Raw genomic sequence first — 24,095 nt, 5'->3', positions numbered from 1 at the left:
TATAAAATAAGGTTGTTTTTTGATCAAGCTTCTTTAGAATCGTCTTTTCACAGACAGCCAAACCTAGCCAGTTAGGCAAAGGCTCACTGGAAAATTATTTTAAATCTCAGTTAAGGACTATTAAGCTGCTTTTTTACGTATTCTTTTGGCTTGACGGTATTGCTCCTCTTTTTCTTGTTTATACAATAAGGCACCTAACTTTTGGATATTTCGTGCTAATACAGCAAATGAAACGTAACGCCTGAAGCCATTAATACCGCTATCTGGACATCGGTCAAGGCCATGTACTTCAAGCGCATTAATAGCAGACTCAACCGCTGAGTGCTGCTTTCTTGCTTTTTTGAAAGCCTCATCGTTTTCACGTTCTGTTTCCTTTTTTGATAAACGTCCTTTTTTAGGCAGCACTACCCGATTTAATTCTTCGGCCAACTTCAACTGATTCTCAGGTGAATGAAACCCTTTATCAAAACTGCACTGGTTGAGCTCAGGGAATTTAGCTTTGGTTGCTCTGATCATGACGATGGCAACATCAACATCTTGCTCTTTTTCCATCACACGATGGTGAAGAATAAAGCCATGCTGACATTCCATAACACACACTTTAATACCTAATTCCACTGGTACCCCTGCTTTCCCTTTGCTCACCCACTCAGTGTGAGGTTGAAATATTGAGTAAACTTTTTCATCAGCTGGGACTTTTTCATCTTCGACTACTCGCCTGTGAATTTGCGACACCTGCCGTTTAGCATGAGAAAGATTGTTGGCAATATTTCGTAATAACCAAATCGGGGCTGCTATGGCTTTAAGCTTATCCAATGTGAGTTCAGCTTTATCAATAAACCATTGCGCTTTATTCAGATAGTTGATATGTGTCTCACGTTTCTTGTCATCGGCATTTTTTGCTTTTGATTGGTTGCTTTGCCTTGCCTGATTAAAGCATTTTTTAAGTGACTTCAGATTGTGCCTATGTTGTCGCCAATCACTTAAATGGTAGTTTTCGCCCATATCAGCTAGTTGATTAATCACTTTTCTCATTGCATCCCATAATAAACTGATATCAGTGGGATAATGAACAGCTGTTTCTACCACAAATGAGTCACAACGCCCTTCAAGGCTTGCTTCTTCGTTTTTTTTTAACAGTTTATGCCCTGTCTCGACGACAACTGTGTTAATTTTGTCCAGAATTTCTGGGGTCAAAAGAGAGACGTTATCTTTTATGGTCTGCAAGTGATATTCTGTCAGATCTTCCCAATTGACACCATGCCCTAACATCGCTCGAATAGTTCGATGCTGATTCACTAATTCATGCAAACGATCATAGTCACAATTTAAGTTGATGCGCAAAACCCCCATCACCAGTATTTTCCAAAGTTCCATGCCTGGCCTTCCAAGTCTTGGATTCGTTTTACCCACTATAGACTCCTCTAAAATAGTGAATACCTGCTCTCTAACTTCGGGTGTAATATAAATGTACTGTAATCCCTTTAACAATTGAGGCACATCATCTCTAGACTTCGGGTCAAACTTGATCTCGGTAATATCTGTTTGGCCGAATTGAAGTTGTGGGTTTTGGACTTGCCTCATATCGTATTCTCCGCGAAGTTTGGCTGGTTTTAACTAAAAACCTAGGCCGATTCATTTTTATGAGGACTTAATATAGCAATCTTCGATGACGGATTTATGATGAATTATCTTATTTATCAATCAGTTATGATTTTTCGGTCAAGCACTAATTATTTATTGTCTTTGGTCTTCTAGGGAATGGCTGAACAATTAGGTTTTCGTTATAAAATACACTTCACATGTCAATATACGACCTGTTATTGATAGGTATTGATGATTTAACGTTAAAAGTTAGCGACAATAGTACCTATAAAGGTAGATAAAAAATAGCCTACTGAAAAAATAAGCTAATCAACAGGAAATGTTATGTCTGCTTCTGTTTCAATATCATCAATTGCCAGCCCGCTAGCGAGTTTAACATCAACACAAATAAAAAAGTTAGAGTCTACTACGGGGTTTAACTTTAAAGGTCATACGGTAAAAGTGTTTGATCATACCATAGATAACTTAAAGCTTGCCCAAAAAGCGATTTGGGCAGCTAAAGCGTTATTACCTTATGGCGCTGGTAATCAGATTGTGGATGTTTACAAAACCCAAGGGGAAAGTGCAGCTCGGGTAGAGTTTATGCGTAAAGAAGAAAAAAAGCTAAGTGTGCCAGGCCATGCGCAACAAGCGATGAGAGTGGGTGCAGGTAATTGTGGTGAGCACTCAGCAATGACCTTTTCGTTATTAGCGGCTGAGCCGCATAAGGCACCAATTAGCTGGGTGTCTGAGCGAGGCATTGATCATGCCTATGTGGTTATTGGTGATCCTCGTGACCCTGATTATGGTGAAAAGAATACAGTTGTCGCGGATGCGTGGCCAACGTTTGGTGTGGCACATACCTTAGCTGAAGGACTGTTTAAAACGCCTGAAGTAAAAGAGACACAGCCTCCAGGCTCTGGTGATAAAGACTATCAGTTAAAAAGTCGGTCACCCCTTGGTAGCACTATTATTAATCGAGAGCTGCCTGCTGGAAAACCCTTATTGATGTATTTAGCACAAGCACATCAGGAAAAAGATATTTTATACCAACAATGGTTCTCTGCTACAGACCCAACTACGCAGTATCAAAATGAAAACGCAACAGATAAAAAAGTATTTAATCAGCAACCCCATGGGTGGGTAGAGCAAAAGTTAAACCAATATGAAAAGGCGGAAAAAGAAGGCTTTCCTGATTCATATTAATTAGATAATGAGTTTGTGTAGTAGCGTATGAATGGATTACCTTATTTTTCTGAGTTGGTTAGAAAGTGGCTTGCTTATCATGGCATGGGCTCTTTAGATGTTGATGAAAATACCACTGTTTATCATCTAACCATTGATAATGTAGGTGATGTTCATATTGGTTATCTGACTGTAGACAATAGTATTGTATTATTTTCAAGCTTGGGTAGTTTAAACGAACTGCCCGACAATATTTTAAAGCAGTGCTTAGTCAAACAACATTTTAAAGAACTACCTCATGTCAATTTTGGTTTAGATGAAACCTCAGAGCAACTGATTGTATGGCTAAAAACTCAGCTTGATCAGGCGACTGTTGAAGTGTTAGATCAACAGCTAGCACAGCTACTTGAAGAAGGGTTAATTGCTTTTAAACAACAGTTAACTGCTAACACTAGTGCACCAATAACGCCTGGCGTTATTGTGTGACGGTGATGGCATAAAAAAGGGGGCGTTAAAATTTGTATTTAGCGCCCCAGAAATTAGAGAAAGCAAGTGCCCATCACGATTCATTTTTAGGTGTGAAAAATAAAGCAGTATAAATTAATCGCAACGTGGGTCTCGGTAATGATCTGTAATAGAGCATGGATCTCGATACAGGGTACGGTAACCTTCTGCAAATGTCTTATTACCATTTAGGTCTTCTACTTGAAAAACATACCAGCCGTCACCATTGGTTTTGGCTGGTTGAGGCACATAACCTGCTTTACATTGACTTTCCAGAAGGTCATATTCGTACTGTTTAATTCTCTGGTAATGAAAATATTGGTGGGGTGGTTTAGGTTGTCTATCCATATAACCAAACACAGTAGCATATTCTCCATTAGGTTGTTTTAACCAGTCCCAATCACTACCATCAGGTTTTGCACAATAAACATACATACTCACCCAGCCTGCGTGGCTTAGCGATGCAACAAAGAGTAATGGAACTGTGACAAAATACTTGAGCATGGCTACCTTCCCCAAAAAAGCTAGGAAAATAACCAAAATTTACTTATTAGAAAATACTGATAGTTACTTATTCTCCACAGGTAACCTACATATATCTTCACCTGCTACTTAATCTCAATCTCTGGTCGCCATTCTAGCCACTTAGGATCAGCCTCATCGTGTAAGGTAAAATACTGTTTCGGGCTGGCGAGTTTGCCCATTTCATTATTATTCGGGGTGGCGAAGGCGATGCCGCCTGCGATGATCGATTCTAAGGTGCCGGCTTTGATTTTAGCGCCACCAAATAAACTAAAATCAACGCCAATTCCGCTGACGTTCCAGAATTTACTATTAGCTCGTATCAGTGGGGCGTAGTTATATTTGATGGTGAGTGCTATATAAACCTCATTGGCTTTTGGGCTTAATTGATAGCCGGTGACTTTTCCTACCTGCACATCACGATAAAATACTGGGTTGCCTATTTGGATTGCACCCAGACGTTTAGCCGCCAACATTACTTTGAAGCCTACTAATGGCGTAGTGGCTTGTTGAGGAGCTTCATCTAAACCTTTAAAAGCCCTTACTCTTGGAGGGTTGCCTTTGGCCGGAGCGGCTTCGATATACTTACCGGTTACCAAAGTATCCAGGTGAGCGGTTTTTGCTAAGCCTAGTTCAGGCTTTACTACCCAGAATTTTGTACCTTTGCGGGCTAACCGTTCAGCTTCTGGATTTAGCATGACTCTTACTTGTACTTTAGATAGCTGGTCGATGAGCTTAACCTTGGTAATTTTACCCACCTGAATACCTTGATATTTAATGACGGTGCCTTCCGATAAACCATCGCCATGTTTAAATGTAATGGTAATGGGGTAACCAATTTGATGGGCTGAGTCATAGTCTTCATATATTTTAAAAGAGGCTCCGTTTTTAACTGCTTTGGGCCGACGAACTGGCGGTGTATAAAAAGAAATACCCCCGGCGAAAATAGCAGTCATTGACTCGGTGCGCACTTTTAAACCAGATAAACCACCGCTGATTTCAATACCGCTGCTGTGCCAGAAACGGCTGTGGCTTTGCACTAAATGTTGATACTCAGGTTTGATGTGAATATTGATTTCTACCTGTTGTTTTTCTTTTGCAAGCTGGTAATTTTTGACGGTACCCACGGGGATTTTTTTATAATAAATGGTGCTGCCAATATCAATGGAATCCAGCTCATCACTGAACAGAGTTAAATGTAATCCTGGGGTGTCCAATGGTAATGGCGGTGGGGCATTAAGGGCGGTAAATTCCCGTTTAGGCTCATTAGCATTTGGGTCACCAATGCGCATGGCGATATAATTCCCTTTAATTAACGCATCTAATCCGGTAATACCGGCAATCCCGATTTTGGGTTTTACCAGCCAAAACTGAGTGCTTTCATTGAGTGCTGGTTCGGCTCGGGGATCAAACAGGATATCGGCATAAACCCCTTGTAAGTCAGGCATGATGGATACATCTTTAACGACACCGGCAGTGAGTCCTTCAAAAATAACTTTGGTTTTACCAATAATCAAATCGCGACCGGTTTTAAAGCGGATGCGGGCTAGAATGCCGGCTTCGGCTGCTTCAAAATCGTCGTATAAAACAAATTCATCCAGGTTGTTAACTGGACTATGTTGGGGCTCAGTATCGGGGGTGTAAAATGCAATACCTCCGGCAATTAAACTGGCCAGTGATTCGGTACGAAATTTAAAGCCGGATAAATCGCCTTTAAAACTGATGCCGCTAGCATTCCAAAACCGACTATTTTTCTTAACTAAATGACGGTATTTTTCATCAATTAATACTTCGATATTCACATTTTTTAAATCATCAGCCAGGTTGTAGTCAACCACTTTGCCGACAATTAATTTCTTATAAAAAACGGGGCTATCTCGGTCGAGTGAGCCTAACTCTTTTGCTTGCAAGCGAATATGCAGCCCCGTTTCATCCTCGACGGGCGGTGGTTCGGTTTGGGCAGTAAAGCGACGCCTGGCGACGCCTTCTCCTGGTCTGATTGCAATATAATTACCTGATACCAGGGTTTCTAAGCCTGAGACTTCAGCAACGGAAATGCGTGGTTTAACCAGCCAAAATTGGGTATTTTCTGTTAGTAAGGATTCGGTTTTGGCGTCCATCTCGATCACTGCATCTACTGCAGAGAGGTCATCAGTAATTACCACTTTTTTGACAACACCTGCTCGAAGCCCCCGAAATAAAACTTCTGTCTTGCCTGCCACGATCCCTGAGCCGGATTCAAATTGAATAACAATATCAACACCAGCATCGCGAATGCCTTTATAAATAATCCAGCCGCCAATCAACAGGGCAATAAACGGCAGTAGCCAAATAGGGGAAATCCCCTTTTTTTGGCTGATAATGGGTTCAGGTAAAGGTGGCTGTGGTATAGGGCTGTTTGTTTCATTCGCATTGGTTGTGTCAGTCAATCGATGGTTCCTCATACCTTGTCAGGCTGTCGCAAAAGTTATATTTAGCCCCCTCTCCCTCTGGGAGAGGGCTGGGGTGAGGGTGTTGAAAATAAATCTAGTGTCCGATATGGAATAACAGGATATTCTGTCACCCCATATCCGCTAGCTTTTGCGACAGCCTCCATTTGTTGGGGAAGCATTATCCCAAATCAGTCGTGGATCAAAACTCATTGCAGCAAACATGGTCATGACCACCACGCCGCCGAATGCACCTGCACCGACTCCTGCTTCAATGGTTGCCAGGTTGCCCATTCTGACGAGTGCAACCAGGGTGGCAATGACAAATAAATCTAACATGGACCAACGGCCAATCCACTCAATCATGCGGTACAGTAAAGTCCGTTGATGGGGGCTTAGCGACCACTTGAATTGTACCGACAGTAATAAAACCGTTAGCCCCAATAACTTTAAAAAAGGTACAGCAATACTGGCAATAAATACCACAGCAGCAATAGGAATCATGCCTGCTTTTGCCAAAGCTATCACGCCTGACATAATGGTATCGGCTTGCCCATTGCCAAAAAAAGCAATTTTAGTAATCGGGTAGGTATTGGCTGGAATAAATAAAATTAAGCTGGTTAAGGTTAATGCCCAGGTTTTTGCCAGGCTATTAGGGTAACGGCTATGTAGCTGGCTATGGCAGCGGGGGCAGCGAATAGCGATGGCTGAGTGATGGTTATGTAGACGACATACTTTATGGCATTCATGGCAAACAATAAGCTGCGCTTGTTGCGCGGTCAGCCAGGACTTAGTTGACACGATATTGCTCCAATAATGACCAAACCTGATGCTTATTGAGAATCACTCGAATAAAAATAACAGCTAATAATAAGCCGATAAAGCAAGCAAGTCCTAACCCAAAGTGTAATTCTGCCAGCTCAAGCAATTTAATCATAGACACTAAAATCCCCAGCATATACACCTCTAGCATGCTCCAGGTGTCGAGCTTTTGATAACCACGGAAAGCTTGAATATGGAGAAACCGAGTTTTTTTGCGGATTATGCCCATTAATACGTAAGTCAATAAAAGGAGTTTGATAAAAGGGGCAATAATACTACAAAAACTGATCAGTAATGCAGTCCACCATAGGTCATGGGTAAAAAGCACATAAATGCCAGCGACAACGGTGTCATGCTGTGATTGGCCTAGCATCCGCATGGATAATAGGGGCAGGGTAATCGCAGGAATAAATAAAATAATCGCGCTTAAACAAAGAGCTAGGGTTTTTTCTACAGTATGAGGTGTATTTTCATAAAGGGTATAACCACAGCGGGGACAGCGTGCTTTACAACCTTTTGGTAGCGGCTTAATTGGCACGAGTAAATCGCATTCGTGACAGGCTGTCAGGGTGTCCATAGGCTCCTAGGTAAGAGATTACAAAAAGACGACTTTAACGGTAGTTGAGTTAATACGATAGTTGATTCTTGTTGAGTGTGATAGCGTTCATTAAAAAGCAAGGGATATTATTGATATGGCAGTATCTGAGTCTAGTAGTACTATTTATTATTTAGAAATGAAGTCACTTGACCAGTTAAACCCGGTAGCTGCGCCAACACTTGATGTGCAATTGCAACGGGCTGGAATTTCCTGTTGGCAATTAAATCGATTCTTATATCAGGTGGTCGGCGAGCCTTGGCAATGGCATGAGAAATTGTCTTGGTCTAAACAACAGTGGCAAGCCTATGTTGAACGGGATGTGCTGTATACCACCTTGCTTTATGTGTCGGGTACACCTGCAGGTTACTTTGAGCTGGAGCAGCAAGCAGCTGATGTGGAGCTAAAATATTTTGGATTGCTACCACAGTTTATTGGAATGAAGCTAGGAGGCTATTTATTATCAGAGGCTATTCGACAGGCCTGGCAGCTGGCTTCAGAGCGAGTGTGGGTGCATACCTGTACCGAAGATCACCCTGCTGCGTTGACAAACTATCAGGCAAGGGGGTTTCAGCTGTATAATACGGAAACCGTTATTCAATCGTAGGTATTAGTGTTACATGCAATGTCGTATGGGGTGTGGTGCTTGCTGTATTGCTCCTTCAATTTCCAGCCGAATTCCTGGTATGCCTGATGGGAAGTTAGCGGGTGAGCGTTGTGTTCAGTTAAATGAGCACAATCTCTGTCGGTTATTTGGTCAACCAGAGCGGCCCACGGTGTGTTTGCAGTTTACGGCAGATACAGCCGTTTGTGGTGAGACGACTCAGCAGGCATTGGTGAATTTGATGGAGTTGGAGGTGGTGACGAATTGAGGTCCTTTTTAGCTCACTCTCCCTCTGGAGGATGTCGCAAAAGCTGGGGATTATAACTTTAGCACAACCCAGCCTCCCCCTTTAAAAAAGGGGGATTGAGGGGGATTTTTATTTGAACTTAATAAAGACTAGAAGGTTCTACTTCCGCTTATCCACCGGTACAAAATCCCGCTTTTCTGAGCCGGTATACAACTGACGTGGACGACCAATTCGGTATGGGCCGCTGATCATTTCGTGCCAGTGGGCGATCCAGCCTGGGGTTCGGCCAGTGGCGAAGATCACAGTGAACATTTCTGTAGGAATACCAATGGCTTTTAAAATAATGCCAGAATAAAAGTCGACGTTTGGATACAGTTTGCGTTTCACAAAATACTCGTCTTCTAACGCAATTTTTTCCAGTCGCTTGGCAATTTTCAGTAATGGGTCGTTTTCCAGGCCAAGTTCTTCCAACACTTCATCACAGCTTTGCTTCATGACTTTAGCGCGTGGGTCGAAGTTTTTGTATACCCGGTGGCCGAAGCCCATTAGACGGAATGGGTCATCTTTGTCTTTTGCGCGGGCAATAAACGTATCAATATGTTTCTCGTCGCCAATTTCTTCCAGCATATTGAGTACAGCTTCGTTGGCACCTCCATGAGCTGGCCCCCATAAGGCCGCAATTCCAGAAGCAATGCAGGCAAATGGGTTGGCCCCAGATGAACCAGCCAGGCGAACAGTGGAGGTTGAAGCGTTCTGTTCATGGTCAGCATGCAGTAGGAAAATCCGGTCCATGGCACGAGCAAGTACGGGGTTAATATTGCTTTCTTCACAAGGGGTGCCAAACATCATGTGCAAGAAGTTTTCGCCATAGCTTAAATCATTGCGTGGATACATGAAGGGTTGGCCGATGGAATATTTATATACCATGGCAGCCAGGGTTGGCATTTTTGAAATTAACCGGAAGGCGGCAATTTCTCGATGGTGCTCGTTACTGATATCCAGTGAGTCATGGTAGAAAGCCGATAATGCACCCACTACCCCACACATGATAGCCATCGGGTGTGCATCACGGCGGAAACCATTAAAAAAGTTTCGCAGTTGCTCATGAACCATGGTGTGGTTTTTGATGGTAGCAATAAATTTTGCTTTTTGCTCAGTTGTGGGTAGATCGCCATACATCAGCAAATAGCAAACTTCTAAATAGTCTGATTGTTCGGCTAGTTGTTCGATAGGGTAGCCACGGTGTAGTAGCACGCCTTTAGCGCCGTCAATAAAGGTAATTTTTGACTCGCAAGCGGCAGTGGATACGAAGCCAGGATCAAAAGTAAAAAACCCTTTGGACGTTAACTCTCGTACATCAATTACATCAGGCCCAAGCGAACCGGAGTAAACGGGTAGTTCATGGGTTGTATCGCCGATGGTCAATTGCGCTTTTTTTTCTGCCATCTAGGCCTCCTATCATGCCATTCTTTTGGAAGGGTAAAACATCATTGGTACGGATATACCCTCTTACTATTGTAAAACACTTAGGGTCTGTTGACGTTTAAGCAAAGAACGCTTTTGGCAGCTTGCAAGTAATTATCAACAAACGCTAGTAAATTGACGAATAAACACCGTCTTAATTATATCTTCCCAGGAGGTCGGAGGATGCCGAAAACCTGCTACGATACCCTCAGTAAACGGGCACAACTATAGAGAGAAAGAGCAGTTTGTCAAATGTATACCCTGCGTGAATGATTATTATGGTTTGTTGAATAATTATTACTGAAAAATTATATAGTTGTTACCTTAAGCTGTTGTAGACTCCGGGGGGAAACAGCTTAGCCTATCTTAGTAGCATATTTAACTAGTTAATAACAGTCTTCTATCTTTGTAATTAATCACTGGTTATTACGTTAAGGATGTATTAATTTTCTGTTTATATAAAATTTGATTAAAAAATAACCTGCTTATGGGCAGATGTAGTAACATTACACAATTGTAATTAATAAACGATCTATTTATACTTCAGCCGCGAATTTGTTGGGGTTACTGGCTAATACAGTCAATGACTTCTAACCTATTTATGAAACGAGCTGCATCCTATAAATAAGTGGCGTCACTCATTTATAGGATGCAGCACGAGTCTTTGTACGCGTCCAAAAGATATCACGCCTGACTGGGCCTGCTTGAGTGTGAAAGAGCCGTGAATAGCAAACGACCTGTAAACTTAGATCTTAGAACTATAAAACTCCCGTTACCAGCGTACACTTCCATCCTCCACCGTATATCGGGTGTCATTCTTTTTGTTGGCATCGCTTTTCTTTTATGTGCTTTGGACTCATCCCTAAGCTCTGAAGAAGGCTTTAACAGTGTAAAAGAAACAATGAGTCATCCCTTCGCCAAGTTTATCACTTGGGGCTTGTTGTCGGCATTAATTTATCACTTTGTTGCTGGTGTAAAACACTTGCTGCTCGACATCGATATTGCTGATGGTAAAGAGTCTGGCTTATTAGCCTCCAAAGTGACACTTGCTGTTTCTGTATTACTGATTCTGATAGCTGGGGTGTGGGTATGGTAACCAATGTAACCAACTTGTCTCGTAGTGGCTTATATGACTGGATGGTACAGCGTGTATCAGCCATTGTATTAGGTGCCTATTTTATTTTTATGATGGGCTATTTCATTACGCATCCTGGCTTGACCTATGCTGACTGGCATGCACTTTTCAGCGGGACGGGTATGCGTATTTTTAGCTTAATGGCCATTGTCGCATTAGGTGCGCATGCCTGGGTTGGTATGTGGACCATCACGACCGACTACCTGACTGAGCAAGCAATTGGCAATAAAGCGGTTGTTGTCCGCTTTTCTGTACAAGCGCTATGTGGCTTTGCCATGTTTGCTTATGTGGTTTGGGGTATTCAGATTTTGTGGGGATTATAATCAATGGCCAATATTCGCACCATTTCCTTTGATGCAATTGTAGTTGGTGGTGGTGGTGCCGGGATGCGCGCGGCACTGCAATTAACTGAGTCAGGTGTTAAAACTGCCTGTATAACTAAAGTGTTTCCAACACGTTCGCACACTGTTTCTGCACAAGGTGGCATTACCTGTGCCATTGCTAGCTCTGATCCTAATGATGATTGGCGTTGGCATATGTACGACACTGTAAAAGGTTCTGATTACATTGGTGATCAGGATGCTATCGAATATATGTGCTCGGTAGGTCCGCAAGCCGTATTTGAGCTTGAGCATATGGGGCTGCCATTTTCCCGTACTGAAACTGGTCGTATTTATCAGCGGCCTTTTGGTGGTCAGTCGAAAAATTTTGGTGAAGGTGGTCAGGCAGCCAGAACCTGTGCAGCAGCAGACCGTACTGGCCATGCTCTGTTACATGCGCTTTATCAAGGTAACTTAAAAGGCGGTACTACCTTCTTAAATGAATGGTATGCCGTTGATTTGGTTAAAAACCAACAAGGTTCAATTGTTGGTGTGGTTGCGATTTGCATCGAAACCGGCGAAACCGTTTATATCAAATCAAAAGCCACAGTATTAGCAACGGGCGGCGCCGGTCGTATTTACCAATCCACCACCAATGCATTGATTAATACCGGTGATGGTGTGGGTATGTCATTGCGTGCCGGTGTGCCAGCGCAAGATATGGAAATGTGGCAGTTCCACCCAACCGGTATTGCCGGAGCCGGAGTGCTGGTGACTGAAGGCTGTCGTGGTGAAGGTGGTTACTTAATCAACAGTGAAGGTGAGCGTTTTATGGAGCGTTATGCCCCTAACGCAAAAGACTTGGCTGGTCGTGACGTGGTTGCCCGCTCGATGATTTTAGAAATACTGGAAGGCCGTGGCTGTGGTCCTAATAAAGACCACGTATTGTTAAAGTTAGATCACTTGGGTGAAGAAACCCTGAATTTACGTCTGCCGGGTATTTTAGAATTATCCCGTACCTTTGCACACGCTGATCCAGTTAAGCAGCCGATTCCTGTTGTACCAACCTGTCACTATATGATGGGGGGTGTAGCAACGAATGTGGGTGGTCAGGCTATCGCTCAAGATAAGAAAGGCAAAGACATGATTGTTGAAGGCCTTTATGCCTGTGGTGAAGTGGCTTGTGTATCAGTACACGGCGCTAACCGTTTAGGTGGTAACTCATTACTTGACTTAGTGGTATTTGGTCGTGCAGCTGGCTTGCAAATTGAGCAGTCATTACGTGAAGGCTTTGACTCCATGGATGCTAGTGACACCGATATTGAAGCGGCGATGTCCCGTTTGAATCGCTTGAATACGTCAAAAGACGGAGAAAAAGTCGCTGAAGTGCGCGCTGAATTACAAAAGACCATGCAGCTTTATTTTGGTGTGTTCCGTGAAGGCAAGAGTATGCAAAAAGGCATTAAGATACTCGAGGAAATTGGCGAGCGGATTCAAAATACCTATTTAGAAGACAAGTCATCTGCATTTAATACTGCACGTATTGAAGCCCTAGAGTTAGAAAACCTCTATGAAGTAGCTTTTGCTACTGCTATGGCGGCTGAAGAACGCAAAGAAAGTCGTGGTGCTCACGCCAGAGATGATTACCCAGATCGGGATGATAAAAACTGGTTAAAACACTCCATGTATTTCCCATTAGAGAAACGGATTGGTAAGCGAGACGTTAATTTCTCGCCGAAGACAGTTGATGCGTTTCCACCAAAAGCACGTAAATACTAAGGGGGAGATCATGTTAGTCAGTATCTATCGTTATAATCCTGAAACCGATAAAACCCCTTACATGCAGGATGTGACCATTGATCTTCCTGAAGGTAAGGATTTAATGGTGCTGGATGTGTTGGGTCTGTTAAAAGAACAGGACCCATCGTTAGCTTACCGTCGTTCCTGCCGTGAAGGCGTATGTGGCTCTGATGGCATGAACATGAATGGCACCAATGGGTTGGCGTGTATTACCCCTGTATCAGAGGCTACCAAAGGCAGTAATAAACTGATCTTGCGGCCATTACCTGGGTTACCTGTGGTACGTGACCTGGTGGTAGATATGAGTCAATTCTATAAGCAGTATGAGAAAATTAAACCTTATCTGCTAAATGACGAGCCAGCACCAGCAATTGAGCGACTGCAAATGCCTGAAGACAGAGAAAAATTAGACGGCTTGTATGAGTGTATTTTATGTGCTTGCTGTTCTACTTCTTGTCCTTCATTTTGGTGGAATCCTGATAAGTTTGTTGGTCCTGCTGGTTTATTACAGGCTTATCGTTTTCTTGCAGATAGTCGTGATACGCACACTGAAGAACGGCTTGCAGAATTAGACGACCCTTTTAGTGTATTCCGTTGCCGGGGTATAATGAATTGTGTCAATGTTTGCCCTAAAGGGCTTAACCCGACTCGCGCCATTGGCCATATCCGGCAAATGCTGCTAAAGAGTGGGACTTAGTAATAGTAATTTTAGGTGTTTCAGTTCATACTGTGCACCTGATTTTTGTAGGGCATTTAAACAGGTAGGTTGAATTATTTACAGTCGTATATTTTTTCTGCCTGTAAATATCTGACAAAATAATCAAAAGTGGGCAAGTCCTTTTAATTATTTTGGTTAGATGTACTTATACTAATTGCTTTTGGTAATAGGTATAAAACCCAAAGCGTCAGTTGGTTGAGTATTTCCGACAAGTGCCCTACATGCAGGGTTAACTGTATTACAGTGCGAATGCATTTATAAATGTACGTGTAAGAATGTACTTGCAATCGTGTGTTTATAAGAGTGTATTTATAAGGGCGTCTTTTTAAGAATAGGCTTTTAAAAAGGTGCTTTTAAATTGATGTATTGTAATGCAACTGAATAGCCGGAGCTGGTAGCCTGTGTTTAATTTTTCGTTTAAATACAACTGCCGTTATGCCCCGGTTTTTGTGTGAGTGTTAGAACCGAAATATAACGAGTCTGTTTGTCGGCCTATCTGGTAAAGCAGCTTAAGCTTATTTGGTCAACAAGTAATAAGCTGTTTAGCCCTAGATAAAAGCAGTTTTGCTTGATCAGGGGTGAAAACCTGACAAAACTTGCCGGATAGCTGTCTTACTCATGGGGTAATAAGAATGCAAGAAGGTGTCATGCACCAGATGTGGCGGACGGCGCATATATCTGGTGGCAATGCAGCTTATGTAGAAGAGTTATACGAGCAATTTTTGCGTGATCCAAATGCCATCCCAGAAGAGTGGCGTGATTATTTTGAAAAGTTGCCACAAATTGAAGGTGTTAGTGCTCAAGATGTTTCGCATGCAACGATTCGAGAACACTTTCAGCTATTAGCCAAACAACGATCTACCTCCCATGTAATGGCACCGGTTTCCGTTACTTCTGAACACGAAAAAAAACAAGTTCAGGTAATGGAGTTGATTGAGTCATTCCGTCAACGGGGTCACCAGAATGCTAAGCTTGATCCTCTAAATCTCCAGCAGCGCCAGCAAGTTCCAGATTTAACGTTAGAACACCATGGGCTTAATCAAGCTGATTTAGACACCGTTTTTCAAACAGCCTCGCTCTCTTTTGGTAAAGACGAAGCCACCCTTAAAGAAATCTGGCAAGGTTTAAAAAATACCTACTGCTCTACCATTGGTGCTGAGTTTATGCACATAGTGGATTCAGAAGAGCGTCGCTGGTTTGAGCAACGCCTAGAGTCTAATCGTGCTCACCCTACCATCAGCAAAGAATCCAAACTGCACTTGTTAGAGCGATTATCTGCAGCTGAAGGTTTAGAGAAATATTTAGGCACTAAATACCCAGGGACTAAACGTTTTGGCCTGGAAGGGGGCGAAAGCTTAGTGCCGATGGTTGATGAGCTTATTCAACGGGCCGGTTCTTATGGGGCCAAAGAAATGGTCATTGGTATGGCACACCGGGGCCGATTGAATTTATTGGTGAATATTCTGGGTAAAAACCCAGCCGATTTATTTGATGAGTTTGAAGGGAAAAAACTTCAGGATGAAGGTTCTGGTGATGTGAAATACCACCAAGGTTTTTCATCTAACGTGATGACGCCGGGTGGCGAAATTCACTTAGCGATGGCTTTTAACCCTTCACATTTAGAAATTGTTTCGCCTGTCGTTGAAGGTTCGGTAAGAGCTCGTCAAGATCGTCGTAACGATGTTAATCGTGATTTAGTGGTGCCTATTAATCTTCATGGTGATGCTGCATTTGCAGGACAAGGTGTGGTGATGGAAACCATGCAAATGTCGCAGACTCGTGCTTATAAGACAGGTGGCACTATCCATATTATCATTAACAATCAGGTTGGTTTTACCACTAGCCGCCAGGATGATGCCCGTTCAACAGAATACTGCACCGATGTAGCTAAAATTGTTGAAGCGCCTATTTTGCATGTGAATGGTGATGATCCAGAAGCGGTATTATTTGTCACTCGCCTGGCTTTAGACTACCGGATGCAATTTAAGAAAGATGTGGTCATTGATTTGGTTTGTTATCGCCGCCGGGGCCATAACGAAGCGGATGAACCATCGGGTACTCAACCACTGATGTACCAGGTTATTAAAAATCAACCAACCACGCGTACTTTGTATGCAGAGCGCCTGATTAAAGAAGGTACGTTAACTGCAGAAGAAGACAAGCAAATATTCGAAGGCTATCGCACAGCACTGGATAATGGCCAACATGTCGTGAAAAGCCTGGTAAAAGAGCCTAACAAAGAACTATTTGTTGATTGGGCTCCCTATATCGGTCATGAGTGGACTGCAAAACACGACACTCAGGTAGATATTAATGTACTGCAAGAGCTGGCTAATAAACTACACGACATTCCTGATGGTGTTGTTGTACAACGCCAGGTTGGGAAAATTATTGAAGATCGCCGCAAAATGGCAGCGGGTGCTTTACCCATTAACTGGGGCTTTGCGGAAACCATGGCTTATGCCACGTTATTACATCAGAACAATCCCATTCGGATTACGGGTCAGGATGTCGGTCGTGGTACTTTCTCTCACCGTCATGCGGTACTGCATAATCAAAAAGACGGTGAAGCTTATATTCCGTTAAAAAATCTTGCCGAAGATCAGCCAGCCTTTGATATTTATGATTCATTCTTATCAGAAGAAGCGGTGTTAGCATTTGAGTATGGCTATGCAACCACTACCCCAAATGCATTAGTCATTTGGGAAGCACAATTTGGTGACTTTGCGAATGGTGCTCAGGTGGTTGTCGATCAATTTATTACCAGTGGTGAGCACAAATGGGGACGTTTGTGTGGATTAACCATGCTGTTGCCCCATGGCTATGAAGGGCAGGGTCCTGAGCACTCTTCAGCTCGGCTAGAACGTTATTTGCAATTATGTGCGGAACATAATGTACAGGTTTGTGTACCTACAACGCCTGCTCAAGTGTTCCATATGCTTAGGCGACAAGTATTACGTCCTCTGCGTAAGCCGCTGATCGCATTAACACCCAAGAGTTTGCTTCGCCATAAACTTGCTGTTTCAACCTTAGAAGAGCTGGCAGAAGGTAGCTTCCATACAGTATTAGCAGAGGTGGATGATATTAAGCCAGCTGACGTTAAGCGTTTAATTATGTGTAGTGGTAAGGTTTATTACGACTTACTGCAAAAGCGTCGTGCAGAAAATCTTAACGATGCAGCAATTATACGTATTGAACAACTTTACCCATTCCCCCATGACGATCTGGAAGCTGTGTTTGCACAGTATCCAAATTTAGAGCGTGTGGTGTGGTGCCAGGAAGAGCCTATGAACCAGGGGGCTTGGTACTCTAGCCAGCATCATATGCGACGGGTGATAGCAGAGCATCCTAACAAGCAGCTGTATTTAGAATACGCAGGTCGGGAAGCCTCTGCAGCCCCTGCCTGTGGTTATATGTCAGTGCATGTGGAAGAGCAGCAAAAGCTGGTAGATGACGCTTTCACTATTTAATGATTGAAGGGCGTGTAACAGCGCCTTACTTAAAGATTGGGTAACAAGCAGTAAACATTAAAGGTTTTTAAGGAAACAACATGGCCACTGAAATAAAAGCACCTACTTTTCCGGAATCAGTTGCTGACGGCACCGTCGCCACTTGGCACAAAAAAGTGGGAGAAGCCTGCAGCCGCGACGAATTATTAGTAGATATTGAAACTGATAAAGTGGTTTTAGAAGTCGTTGCCCCTGCTGATGGTGTGTTAAAAGAGATTGTCGCTGCTGAAGGCGATGTGGTTGAAAGCGAAGCGATTATTGGCGTATTTGAAGAAGGTGCTGCGGCATCTGCGGCACCAACCGCAGGAACTGCTCCGGCTGCAGAAGCTGCTGCGCCAGCCGCTAGTCAGGCAGCAACAGGTGAAGCCATTTTAAGCCCAGCCGCTCGTCGAATTGCTGATGAACATGGTCTTGACCACAGTGTAATTAAAGGCACGGGTAAAGGTGGCCGAGTCACTAAAGAAGATGCATTAGCGCATGCTAAGCAAGCAGGACAGTCAGCACCAACCACTGCTTCTCAACCAGCCACTGCACAAGCACCGGTTGCCAGTGGTGGTCCTCGTGAAGAAAAACGCGTACCCATGAGCCGTTTACGTGCTCGTGTAGCAGAACGTTTAGTACAAGCCCAACAAACTGCAGCGATGTTAACAACGTTTAACGAAGTTAACATGAAGCCCGTTATGGAACTGCGCAACAAATACAAAGACGTGTTTGAAAAGTCTCATAATGGTACTCGCTTAGGCTTTATGTCATTTTTCGTTAAGGCTGCAGTGGAAGCGCTGAAGCGTTATCCAGCCGTAAATGCTTCTATTGACGGTAATGATATTGTTTATCATGGCTATCAAGATGTCGGTGTTGCGGTTTCTTCTGATCGTGGTTTGGTCGTACCTGTCTTACGTAATGCTGAAAATATGGGGTTGGCTGAAGTTGAAGCGAAAATTCGTGAATATGGCTTAAAAGCGCGGGATGGCAAGTTATCGATTGATGAAATGACTGGCGGTACCTTCACTATTTCTAATGGTGGTGTATTTGGTTCACTTATCTCTACCCCTATTTTGAACCCACCACAAACCGCTATTTTAGGTATGCACAAAATTCAAGAGCGGCCAATGGCAGTGAATGGCAAAGTAGAAATACTACCAATGATGTACTTAGCACTGTCTTATGACCATCGTTTACTTGATGGCAAAGAAGCAGTGACTTTCTTAGTGGCTATCAAGGAAATGCTAGAAGATCCTGCTCGTATTTTATTGGAAATCTAAGCACCTAATTTATTCTCAGAATAATGAGGTTGCTGCCTTTAACCTAGGTAAAAGCAGCAACCTCCAGGCTTATTTGCCAAGCGCAAAATTGATTTAGGACATTAAACATGGCTCAAAAATTTGATGTTGTGGTAATTGGTGCAGGCCCTGCCGGTTATGTTGCAGCTATTCGTGCTGCGCAGTTGGGTTTAAAAACGGCTTGTATTGAAAAGTGGATTGGAAAAGACGGTAAAGTGGCTTTAGGCGGCACTTGTCTTAATGTAGGTTGTATTCCATCAAAAGCCTTATTAGATAGCTCCCATAAATACGAAGAAGCAAAAGATCATTTTAAAGTGCATGGCATTAGCGTAGATAACGTTGATATTGATGTCCCTGCCATGATTAAACGTAAAGACCAGATTGTTAAAAATCTAACGGGTGGTGTAGCCGGTTTATTTAAAGCTAATGGCGTCACTGCCTATGAAGGCGCTGGCAAAGTATTAGCAGGCAAGCAAGTAGAAGTGACTAAGCGTGATGGCAGTGCTGAGCTATTGAATGCTGAAAATATTATTATAGCGACTGGCTCTAGCCCAATTGAAATTCCACCAACACCATTAACAGAAGGCTTAATTGTTGACTCAACAGGTGCTTTAGAATTCCAAGAAGTACCAAAGCGTTTAGGTGTAATTGGTGCTGGTGTTATCGGTTTAGAGTTAGGTAGTGTTTGGGGTCGGCTAGGTGCTGAAGTGATTGTACTTGAAGCAATGGATACTTTCTTGGCTGCAGCTGACCAGCAAATAGCCAAAGAAGCAGCCAAGATTTTCAAAAAGCAAAAGTTAGACATTCGCTTAAACTGCCGGGTCACAGGCTCTGAAGTTCGCGGTAACGAAGTGGCTGTAAAATATACCAATGAGAAAGGTGAAGAGTGCGAAGAACTTTTCGATAAAGTGATTGTTGCAGTCGGCCGTCGTCCTTACACAGAAAACCTATTAGCGGATGATTCTGGCGTTAAGATGGACGAACGCGGCTTTATTTTTGTTGACGACCAGTGTCGTACAGAAGTGCCTGGCATTTATGCAGTAGGTGACGTTGTTCGTGGTCCAATGTTAGCCCATAAAGGCTCAGAAGAGGGCATTATGGTGGCTGAGTTAATTGCTGGCCAAGCCGCTCAAATGAACTACGATTTAATTCCTTCGGTTATTTATACTCATCCAGAAGTGGCTTGGGTCGGTAAAACCGAAGAAGAAGTCAAAGCCTCTGGCGAGCCCTATAAAGTGGGTACCTTCCCATTTGCTGCCAGTGGTCGGGCAATGGCTGCCAACGACACGGCAGGCTCTGTTAAAGTGATTGCACACGAAAAAACTGACCGTATTTTAGGGGTTCACGTAGTTGGCCCAAGCGCAGCTGAACTGGTTCAGCAAGGTGCTATCGCTATGGAATTCGGCTCTAGTGCAGAAGATTTAGGCTTAACAGTTTTCTCACATCCAACCTTATCTGAAGCATTACATGAAGCGGCATTAGCGGTTGACGGTCATGCTATTCACATCGCCAATAAAAAGCGTCGTAAGTAATTAGGTTTGGCAGCTCGGTTTTAAGAAAGCCAAGCTGCCTTTTTGCTATAGCAATGCGAATTTAGGCTACTCTAAATGTCGATTGCTATAGTTTTTTATGGGGTTAACAGGGCTTTAGCATTTACATTATGTAAATGGCATAGAGTACTGTTGATTGAGTTAAGTGCAACTCGAATTACAGCACAACAAACGGTAGAAGAAGCATGAATCTTCATGAGTATCAGGCGAAGCAATTATTTGCTGAGTATGGCCTGCCTGTCTCCAAAGGCTATGCGGTAGATACCCCCGAAGCAGCTGCTGAAGCCGCTGATAAAATCGGTGGTGACAAGTGGGTGGTTAAAGCGCAAGTTCACGCAGGTGGACGCGGTAAAGCCGGCGGCGTTAAGCTGGTTAGCTCTAAAGACGAAGTACAAGCCTTTGCAGCTAATTGGTTAGGTAAGAACCTAGTGACTTACCAAACAGACGAAAAAGGCCAGCCAGTCAGTAAAATTTTGGTGGAGTCTTGCACTGATATTGATCAGGAGCTGTATTTAGGTGCAGTGGTTGACCGCTCAACTCGCCGTATTGTTTTCATGGCTTCCACTGAAGGTGGCGTAGAGATTGAGAAAGTTGCTGAAGAAACCCCAGAAAAAATTCTGAAGGCAATTGTTGACCCATTAGTGGGTGCTCAGCCTTATCAAGCCCGTGAAATTGCTTTCCAATTGGGCTTAAATCCAGCTCAAATTAAGCAGTTCACCAAAATCTTCTTAGGCTTAGCCAAGCTATTCCAAGACTACGATTTAGCGCTGCTTGAAATTAACCCGCTGGTTATTACCTCTGAAGGTAACCTGCATTGCTTGGATGGCAAAATTAATATCGATGGTAACGCTATGTACCGTCAGCCTAAGCTAAAAGAAATGCATGACCCTTCACAGGAAGACGCCCGTGAAGCCCATGCAGCGTCTTGGGAGCTTAACTATGTTGCATTAGATGGCAACATTGGTTGTATGGTGAATGGTGCTGGTCTGGCGATGGGTACCATGGACATCGTTAAGCTGCACGGTGGTGCCCCAGCTAACTTCCTAGACGTGGGTGGCGGTGCAACTGAAGAGCGGGTTGCTGAAGCATTCAAAATTATCTTGTCTGACGACAATGTAAAAGCGGTTTTAGTGAATATTTTCGGCGGTATTGTTCGTTGTGACCTGATTGCTGACGGTATTATTGGCGCCGTTAAAGATGTTGGTGTCAATGTGCCAGTTGTCGTACGTCTTGAAGGTAACAATGCAGATTTGGGTGCTAAGCGCCTGGCTGAGAGTGGCCTGGATATTATTGCTGCTACCAGCTTGACCGATGCTGCCCAGCAAGTTGTTAAAGCCGCGGAGGGTAAATAATAATGAGTATCTTAATTAATAAAGACACTAAAGTTATTTGCCAAGGTTTTACCGGTTCTCAAGGAACTTTCCACTCAGAACAAGCCATTGAATACGGCACTAACATGGTCGGTGGTGTGACGCCAGGTAAAGGTGGTCAGACTCACTTAGGCTTGCCTGTTTTCAATACCGTTAAAGAAGCGGTTGAGCAAACGGGAGCAGAAGCTTCTGTTATTTATGTTCCCGCGCCTTTCTGTAAAGACTCTATTTTGGAAGCGGCTAACGCTGGGATCAAATTGATCGTTTGTATCACTGAAGGTATTCCAACGTTAGATATGCTGGATGCCAAAGTGAAGTGCGACGAGTTAGGTGCACGTTTAATCGGTCCTAACTGCCCAGGCGTAATCACTCCCGGTGAATGTAAGATCGGTATTATGCCTGGTCATATTCACAAGCCAGGTAAAGTGGGTATCGTTTCTCGTTCTGGTACCTTGACTTATGAAGCGGTTAAGCAAACTACTGATCATGGCTTCGGTCAATCTACCTGTGTTGGTATTGGTGGTGATCCAATCCCAGGTAGCAACTTTATCGACATTTTAGCAATGTTCGAAAAAGACCCACAAACTGAAGCCATCGTCATGATTGGTGAAATCGGTGGTACCGCTGAAGAAGAAGCGGCGGCTTACATTAAAGCCAATGTCACTAAGCCAGTGGTTTCTTATATTGCAGGTGTAACTGCACCTCCAGGAAAGCGGATGGGCCACGCCGGTGCGATCATTTCTGGTGGTAAAGGTACCGCTGACGAGAAGTTTGCTGCATTAGAAGATGCTGGCGTTAAAACGGTTCGCAGCTTGGCTGAGATTGGGAATGCGTTAGCAGAACTAACCGGCTGGAAATAAATACGCTTCACGAATGCACTTTAGGGGGTGTTGTCTGCACAACTCACCCTAGTCACCTATATATCATAGGCTCCTAGGGCTTCGTTGTTTGACAGCCTACCCTAAAGCACCTTCGTTTTGCGTATTAAAAAGTCAAGTTCACAAAAAAAGCAGTCTTTTTAGGCTGCTTTTTTTGTGGTTGAAATTAATAGATGTTAATTCTTTTAATGGCGTTAATTTTAGATAAATAAACTAATTAAAACTAAAATTTGAAGTAAAATTCTGTAAATCTGTCGCTATACTGAGCAAATAGTCCTGTACACCCTTCGCTCGGGTATAGGTATATAAATTTTCTCAATAAAATCGCTGCAAGCCAATGGATGCCCCGCATCCGCTTTGTAGCAGTATGCAAATAATTTATACCTAAAAGGGTATAACGAAGTAGTAACCATTATAACGATAGGGGGTCTGTTGCTATGTTAATTGGTGTACCTAAAGAGATTAAAAATCACGAATATCGAGTTGGCCTGACACCAGCAGCGGTTAAAGAATTAGTTAACCATAACCACCAAGTGTTTATTGAAACCACAGCTGGTGATGGCGTTGGTTTTTCTGATGCTGATTATCAAGCAGTAGGCGCTACTATCCTGGATACAGCAGAAGCTGTATTTGAAAAAGCAGAAATGATTGTGAAGGTGAAAGAGCCCCAAGCAGTCGAAAGAAAGCGTCTAACTGAAAAGCACACGTTATTTACTTATCTGCACTTGGCTCCTGACGTACCTCAAACAGAAGACTTAATTGCTTCTGGGGCGACTTGTATTGCTTATGAAACGGTGACTGATCCTGCTGGTCGTTTACCGCTATTAGCCCCAATGTCTGAAGTGGCTGGCCGAATGTCTATTCAAGCGGGTGCTCACTGTTTGGAAAAATACTGCGGTGGTCGTGGTGTTTTATTAGGTGGTGTTCCTGGTGTTGAGCCTGCCAAGGTTGTGGTATTGGGTGGTGGTGTTGTTGGTAAGAATGCTACCGCCATGGCGGTTGGCCTGGGTGCCGATGTTGTGGTACTGGATAAGTCAGTTGATGTATTACGTCAATTAGACCTGGTATATGGCAATCGAATTAAAACTGTTTACTCCACTGAGCAGGCGATTACTGATCATGTTCTTAGTGCTGATCTGGTGATTGGTGGTATTTTGATTCCTGGCGCTGCGGCACCTAAGTTGATTACCCGTGAGCACATTAAGGCTATGAAGCCTGGCGCAGCGATTGTTGATGTGGCGATTGACCAAGGTGGCTGTGTAGAAACCTCTAAGCCAACGACCCATGCTGATCCAATTTATATTGTGGATGATGTGGTGCATTACTGTGTTGCTAATATGCCTGGTGCTGTGGCTCGCACTTCTACAATGGCGTTGAATAATGCCACTCTGCCTTTTGTGATTGAGTTGGCTAACAAAGGTGCGAAGCGTGCGATGGCTGAAAACCCTCATCTATTGAATGGTTTGAATGTGTGTCGTGGAAAAGTGACTTGTGAAAGTGTTTCAGTGGCACAAGGGTTAGATTATGTACCTGCTTCTGAAATGTTGAATGCTTTATAAATAGACTCTTCGATTTCCGG

Annotated in this window: 21 protein-coding genes; 15 read left to right on the top strand and 6 right to left on the bottom strand. The window is 43.4% G+C overall.

Annotated features, from left to right (window positions below; genetic code table 11):
- Positions 1-120 precede the first annotated feature (120 nt).
- Positions 121-1,584 (bottom strand): ISNCY family transposase, encoded by a 1,464-nt coding sequence (locus OQE68_RS01640; protein ID WP_266195432.1) that lies wholly within the window; start codon positions 1,582-1,584, stop codon positions 121-123.
- 345 nt (positions 1,585-1,929) lie between these two features.
- On the opposite strand from OQE68_RS01640, the gene OQE68_RS01635 reads away from it, so the two are divergent.
- Positions 1,930-2,790: a hypothetical protein gene (locus OQE68_RS01635; RefSeq protein WP_180568474.1), complete on the top strand. Its 861-nt coding sequence runs from the start codon at positions 1,930-1,932 to the stop codon at positions 2,788-2,790.
- A gap of 27 nt (positions 2,791-2,817) precedes the next feature.
- Complete coding sequence (locus tag OQE68_RS01630; protein ID WP_180568475.1) at positions 2,818-3,255, top strand: type III secretion system chaperone; 438 nt, start codon at positions 2,818-2,820, stop codon at positions 3,253-3,255.
- Positions 3,256-3,369: 114 nt separating this feature from the next.
- Here the strand turns inward: OQE68_RS01630 and OQE68_RS01625 are convergent, their stop codons facing one another.
- The 4 genes from OQE68_RS01625 to OQE68_RS01610 all read right to left on the bottom strand — a co-directional run bounded on the left by OQE68_RS01625 (position 3,370) and on the right by OQE68_RS01610 (position 7,623).
- A complete protein-coding gene (locus OQE68_RS01625; protein ID WP_180568476.1) occupies positions 3,370-3,777 on the bottom strand; it encodes a hypothetical protein in 408 nt (135 codons plus the stop codon).
- Positions 3,778-3,881: 104 nt separating this feature from the next.
- Positions 3,882-6,224: a PqiB family protein gene (locus OQE68_RS01620; RefSeq protein ID WP_180568477.1), complete on the bottom strand. Its 2,343-nt coding sequence runs from the start codon at positions 6,222-6,224 to the stop codon at positions 3,882-3,884.
- Positions 6,225-6,368: 144 nt separating this feature from the next.
- Positions 6,369-7,025 carry a paraquat-inducible protein A gene (locus OQE68_RS01615; protein WP_266195431.1) on the bottom strand — a complete coding sequence of 219 codons (657 nt, stop codon included), beginning with the start codon at positions 7,023-7,025 and terminating at the stop codon, positions 6,369-6,371.
- Positions 7,015-7,623 carry a paraquat-inducible protein A gene (locus OQE68_RS01610; protein WP_180568478.1) on the bottom strand — a complete coding sequence of 203 codons (609 nt, stop codon included), beginning with the start codon at positions 7,621-7,623 and terminating at the stop codon, positions 7,015-7,017. Before OQE68_RS01610 ends, OQE68_RS01615 begins: the two co-directional genes overlap by 11 nt.
- A 115-nt stretch (positions 7,624-7,738) precedes the next feature.
- Here OQE68_RS01610 and OQE68_RS01605 point away from each other — a divergent pair, with 115 nt between their 5' ends.
- Complete coding sequence (locus OQE68_RS01605) at positions 7,739-8,248, top strand: GNAT family N-acetyltransferase (protein WP_180568479.1); 510 nt, start codon at positions 7,739-7,741, stop codon at positions 8,246-8,248.
- A gap of 13 nt (positions 8,249-8,261) precedes the next feature.
- Positions 8,262-8,513 (top strand): YkgJ family cysteine cluster protein, encoded by a 252-nt coding sequence (locus tag OQE68_RS01600; protein ID WP_180568480.1) that lies wholly within the window; start codon positions 8,262-8,264, stop codon positions 8,511-8,513.
- Between the two features lie 138 nt (positions 8,514-8,651).
- On the opposite strand, the gene gltA is transcribed toward OQE68_RS01600, so the two are convergent.
- Positions 8,652-9,938 carry a citrate synthase gene (gltA, locus tag OQE68_RS01595; protein ID WP_180568481.1) on the bottom strand — a complete coding sequence of 429 codons (1,287 nt, stop codon included), beginning with the start codon at positions 9,936-9,938 and terminating at the stop codon, positions 8,652-8,654.
- A gap of 739 nt (positions 9,939-10,677) precedes the next feature.
- On the opposite strand from gltA, the gene sdhC reads away from it, so the two are divergent.
- From sdhC to ald, 11 genes are all read left to right on the top strand, one after another.
- Positions 10,678-11,052: a succinate dehydrogenase, cytochrome b556 subunit gene (sdhC, locus tag OQE68_RS01590; RefSeq protein ID WP_180568482.1), complete on the top strand. Its 375-nt coding sequence runs from the start codon at positions 10,678-10,680 to the stop codon at positions 11,050-11,052.
- Positions 11,046-11,414 (top strand): succinate dehydrogenase, hydrophobic membrane anchor protein, encoded by a 369-nt coding sequence (sdhD, locus tag OQE68_RS01585; RefSeq protein ID WP_180568483.1) that lies wholly within the window; start codon positions 11,046-11,048, stop codon positions 11,412-11,414. Before sdhC ends, sdhD begins: the two co-directional genes overlap by 7 nt.
- A gap of 3 nt (positions 11,415-11,417) precedes the next feature.
- On the top strand, positions 11,418-13,190 hold the full coding sequence (gene sdhA, locus OQE68_RS01580; protein ID WP_180568484.1) for a succinate dehydrogenase flavoprotein subunit: 1,773 nt from the start codon (positions 11,418-11,420) through the stop codon (positions 13,188-13,190).
- A gap of 10 nt (positions 13,191-13,200) precedes the next feature.
- A complete protein-coding gene (locus tag OQE68_RS01575; RefSeq protein ID WP_180568485.1) occupies positions 13,201-13,908 on the top strand; it encodes a succinate dehydrogenase iron-sulfur subunit in 708 nt (235 codons plus the stop codon).
- Between the two features lie 653 nt (positions 13,909-14,561).
- Positions 14,562-17,399 (top strand): 2-oxoglutarate dehydrogenase E1 component, encoded by a 2,838-nt coding sequence (locus tag OQE68_RS01570; protein ID WP_180568486.1) that lies wholly within the window; start codon positions 14,562-14,564, stop codon positions 17,397-17,399.
- An 80-nt stretch (positions 17,400-17,479) separates the two neighbouring features.
- Positions 17,480-18,700 carry a 2-oxoglutarate dehydrogenase complex dihydrolipoyllysine-residue succinyltransferase gene (odhB, locus tag OQE68_RS01565; protein WP_180568487.1) on the top strand — a complete coding sequence of 407 codons (1,221 nt, stop codon included), beginning with the start codon at positions 17,480-17,482 and terminating at the stop codon, positions 18,698-18,700.
- Between the two features lie 107 nt (positions 18,701-18,807).
- Positions 18,808-20,250 carry a dihydrolipoyl dehydrogenase gene (gene lpdA, locus OQE68_RS01560; protein WP_180568488.1) on the top strand — a complete coding sequence of 481 codons (1,443 nt, stop codon included), beginning with the start codon at positions 18,808-18,810 and terminating at the stop codon, positions 20,248-20,250.
- 75 nt (positions 20,251-20,325) lie between these two features.
- The gene (locus tag OQE68_RS01555) at positions 20,326-20,457 is read left to right on the top strand and encodes a hypothetical protein (RefSeq protein WP_255490858.1); all 132 of its coding nucleotides are present in this window, start codon (positions 20,326-20,328) and stop codon (positions 20,455-20,457) included.
- Positions 20,454-21,620, top strand: coding sequence for an ADP-forming succinate--CoA ligase subunit beta (gene sucC, locus OQE68_RS01550; protein WP_180568489.1), 1,167 nt, complete (start codon positions 20,454-20,456; stop codon positions 21,618-21,620). The genes OQE68_RS01555 and sucC overlap by 4 nt, the downstream gene beginning before the upstream one ends.
- Before the next feature lie 2 nt (positions 21,621-21,622).
- The gene (gene sucD, locus OQE68_RS01545; protein WP_180568490.1) at positions 21,623-22,498 is read left to right on the top strand and encodes a succinate--CoA ligase subunit alpha; all 876 of its coding nucleotides are present in this window, start codon (positions 21,623-21,625) and stop codon (positions 22,496-22,498) included.
- A gap of 455 nt (positions 22,499-22,953) precedes the next feature.
- Positions 22,954-24,075 carry an alanine dehydrogenase gene (gene ald / locus OQE68_RS01540; RefSeq protein ID WP_180568491.1) on the top strand — a complete coding sequence of 374 codons (1,122 nt, stop codon included), beginning with the start codon at positions 22,954-22,956 and terminating at the stop codon, positions 24,073-24,075.
- Positions 24,076-24,095 lie beyond the last annotated feature (20 nt).

It is taken from the genome of Spartinivicinus marinus, assembly GCF_026309355.1.
Lineage (GTDB): Bacteria > Pseudomonadota > Gammaproteobacteria > Pseudomonadales > Zooshikellaceae > Spartinivicinus > Spartinivicinus marinus.
The sequence above is the reverse complement of the archived record's forward strand: the minus strand, read 5'-3'. Positions and strand labels throughout refer to the sequence as shown.

Bases quoted from the DNA above. Each gene is read 5' to 3' on its own strand.
- OQE68_RS01640 (WP_266195432.1), bottom strand. From the start codon at position 1,584: ATGAGGCAAGTCCAAAACCCACAACTTCAATTCGGCCAAACAGATATT.
- OQE68_RS01635 (WP_180568474.1), top strand. From the start codon at position 1,930: ATGTCTGCTTCTGTTTCAATATCATCAATTGCCAGCCCGCTAGCGAGT.
- OQE68_RS01630 (WP_180568475.1), top strand. From the start codon at position 2,818: ATGAATGGATTACCTTATTTTTCTGAGTTGGTTAGAAAGTGGCTTGCT.
- OQE68_RS01625 (WP_180568476.1), bottom strand. From the start codon at position 3,777: ATGCTCAAGTATTTTGTCACAGTTCCATTACTCTTTGTTGCATCGCTA.
- OQE68_RS01610 (WP_180568478.1), bottom strand. From the start codon at position 7,623: ATGGACACCCTGACAGCCTGTCACGAATGCGATTTACTCGTGCCAATT.
- OQE68_RS01605 (WP_180568479.1), top strand. From the start codon at position 7,739: ATGGCAGTATCTGAGTCTAGTAGTACTATTTATTATTTAGAAATGAAG.
- OQE68_RS01600 (WP_180568480.1), top strand. From the start codon at position 8,262: ATGCAATGTCGTATGGGGTGTGGTGCTTGCTGTATTGCTCCTTCAATT.
- gltA (WP_180568481.1), bottom strand. From the start codon at position 9,938: ATGGCAGAAAAAAAAGCGCAATTGACCATCGGCGATACAACCCATGAA.
- sdhD (WP_180568483.1), top strand. From the start codon at position 11,046: ATGGTAACCAATGTAACCAACTTGTCTCGTAGTGGCTTATATGACTGG.
- sdhA (WP_180568484.1), top strand. From the start codon at position 11,418: ATGGCCAATATTCGCACCATTTCCTTTGATGCAATTGTAGTTGGTGGT.
- OQE68_RS01575 (WP_180568485.1), top strand. From the start codon at position 13,201: ATGTTAGTCAGTATCTATCGTTATAATCCTGAAACCGATAAAACCCCT.
- OQE68_RS01570 (WP_180568486.1), top strand. From the start codon at position 14,562: ATGCAAGAAGGTGTCATGCACCAGATGTGGCGGACGGCGCATATATCT.
- odhB (WP_180568487.1), top strand. From the start codon at position 17,480: ATGGCCACTGAAATAAAAGCACCTACTTTTCCGGAATCAGTTGCTGAC.
- lpdA (WP_180568488.1), top strand. From the start codon at position 18,808: ATGGCTCAAAAATTTGATGTTGTGGTAATTGGTGCAGGCCCTGCCGGT.
- OQE68_RS01555 (WP_255490858.1), top strand. From the start codon at position 20,326: ATGTCGATTGCTATAGTTTTTTATGGGGTTAACAGGGCTTTAGCATTT.
- sucC (WP_180568489.1), top strand. From the start codon at position 20,454: ATGAATCTTCATGAGTATCAGGCGAAGCAATTATTTGCTGAGTATGGC.
- sucD (WP_180568490.1), top strand. From the start codon at position 21,623: ATGAGTATCTTAATTAATAAAGACACTAAAGTTATTTGCCAAGGTTTT.
- ald (WP_180568491.1), top strand. From the start codon at position 22,954: ATGTTAATTGGTGTACCTAAAGAGATTAAAAATCACGAATATCGAGTT.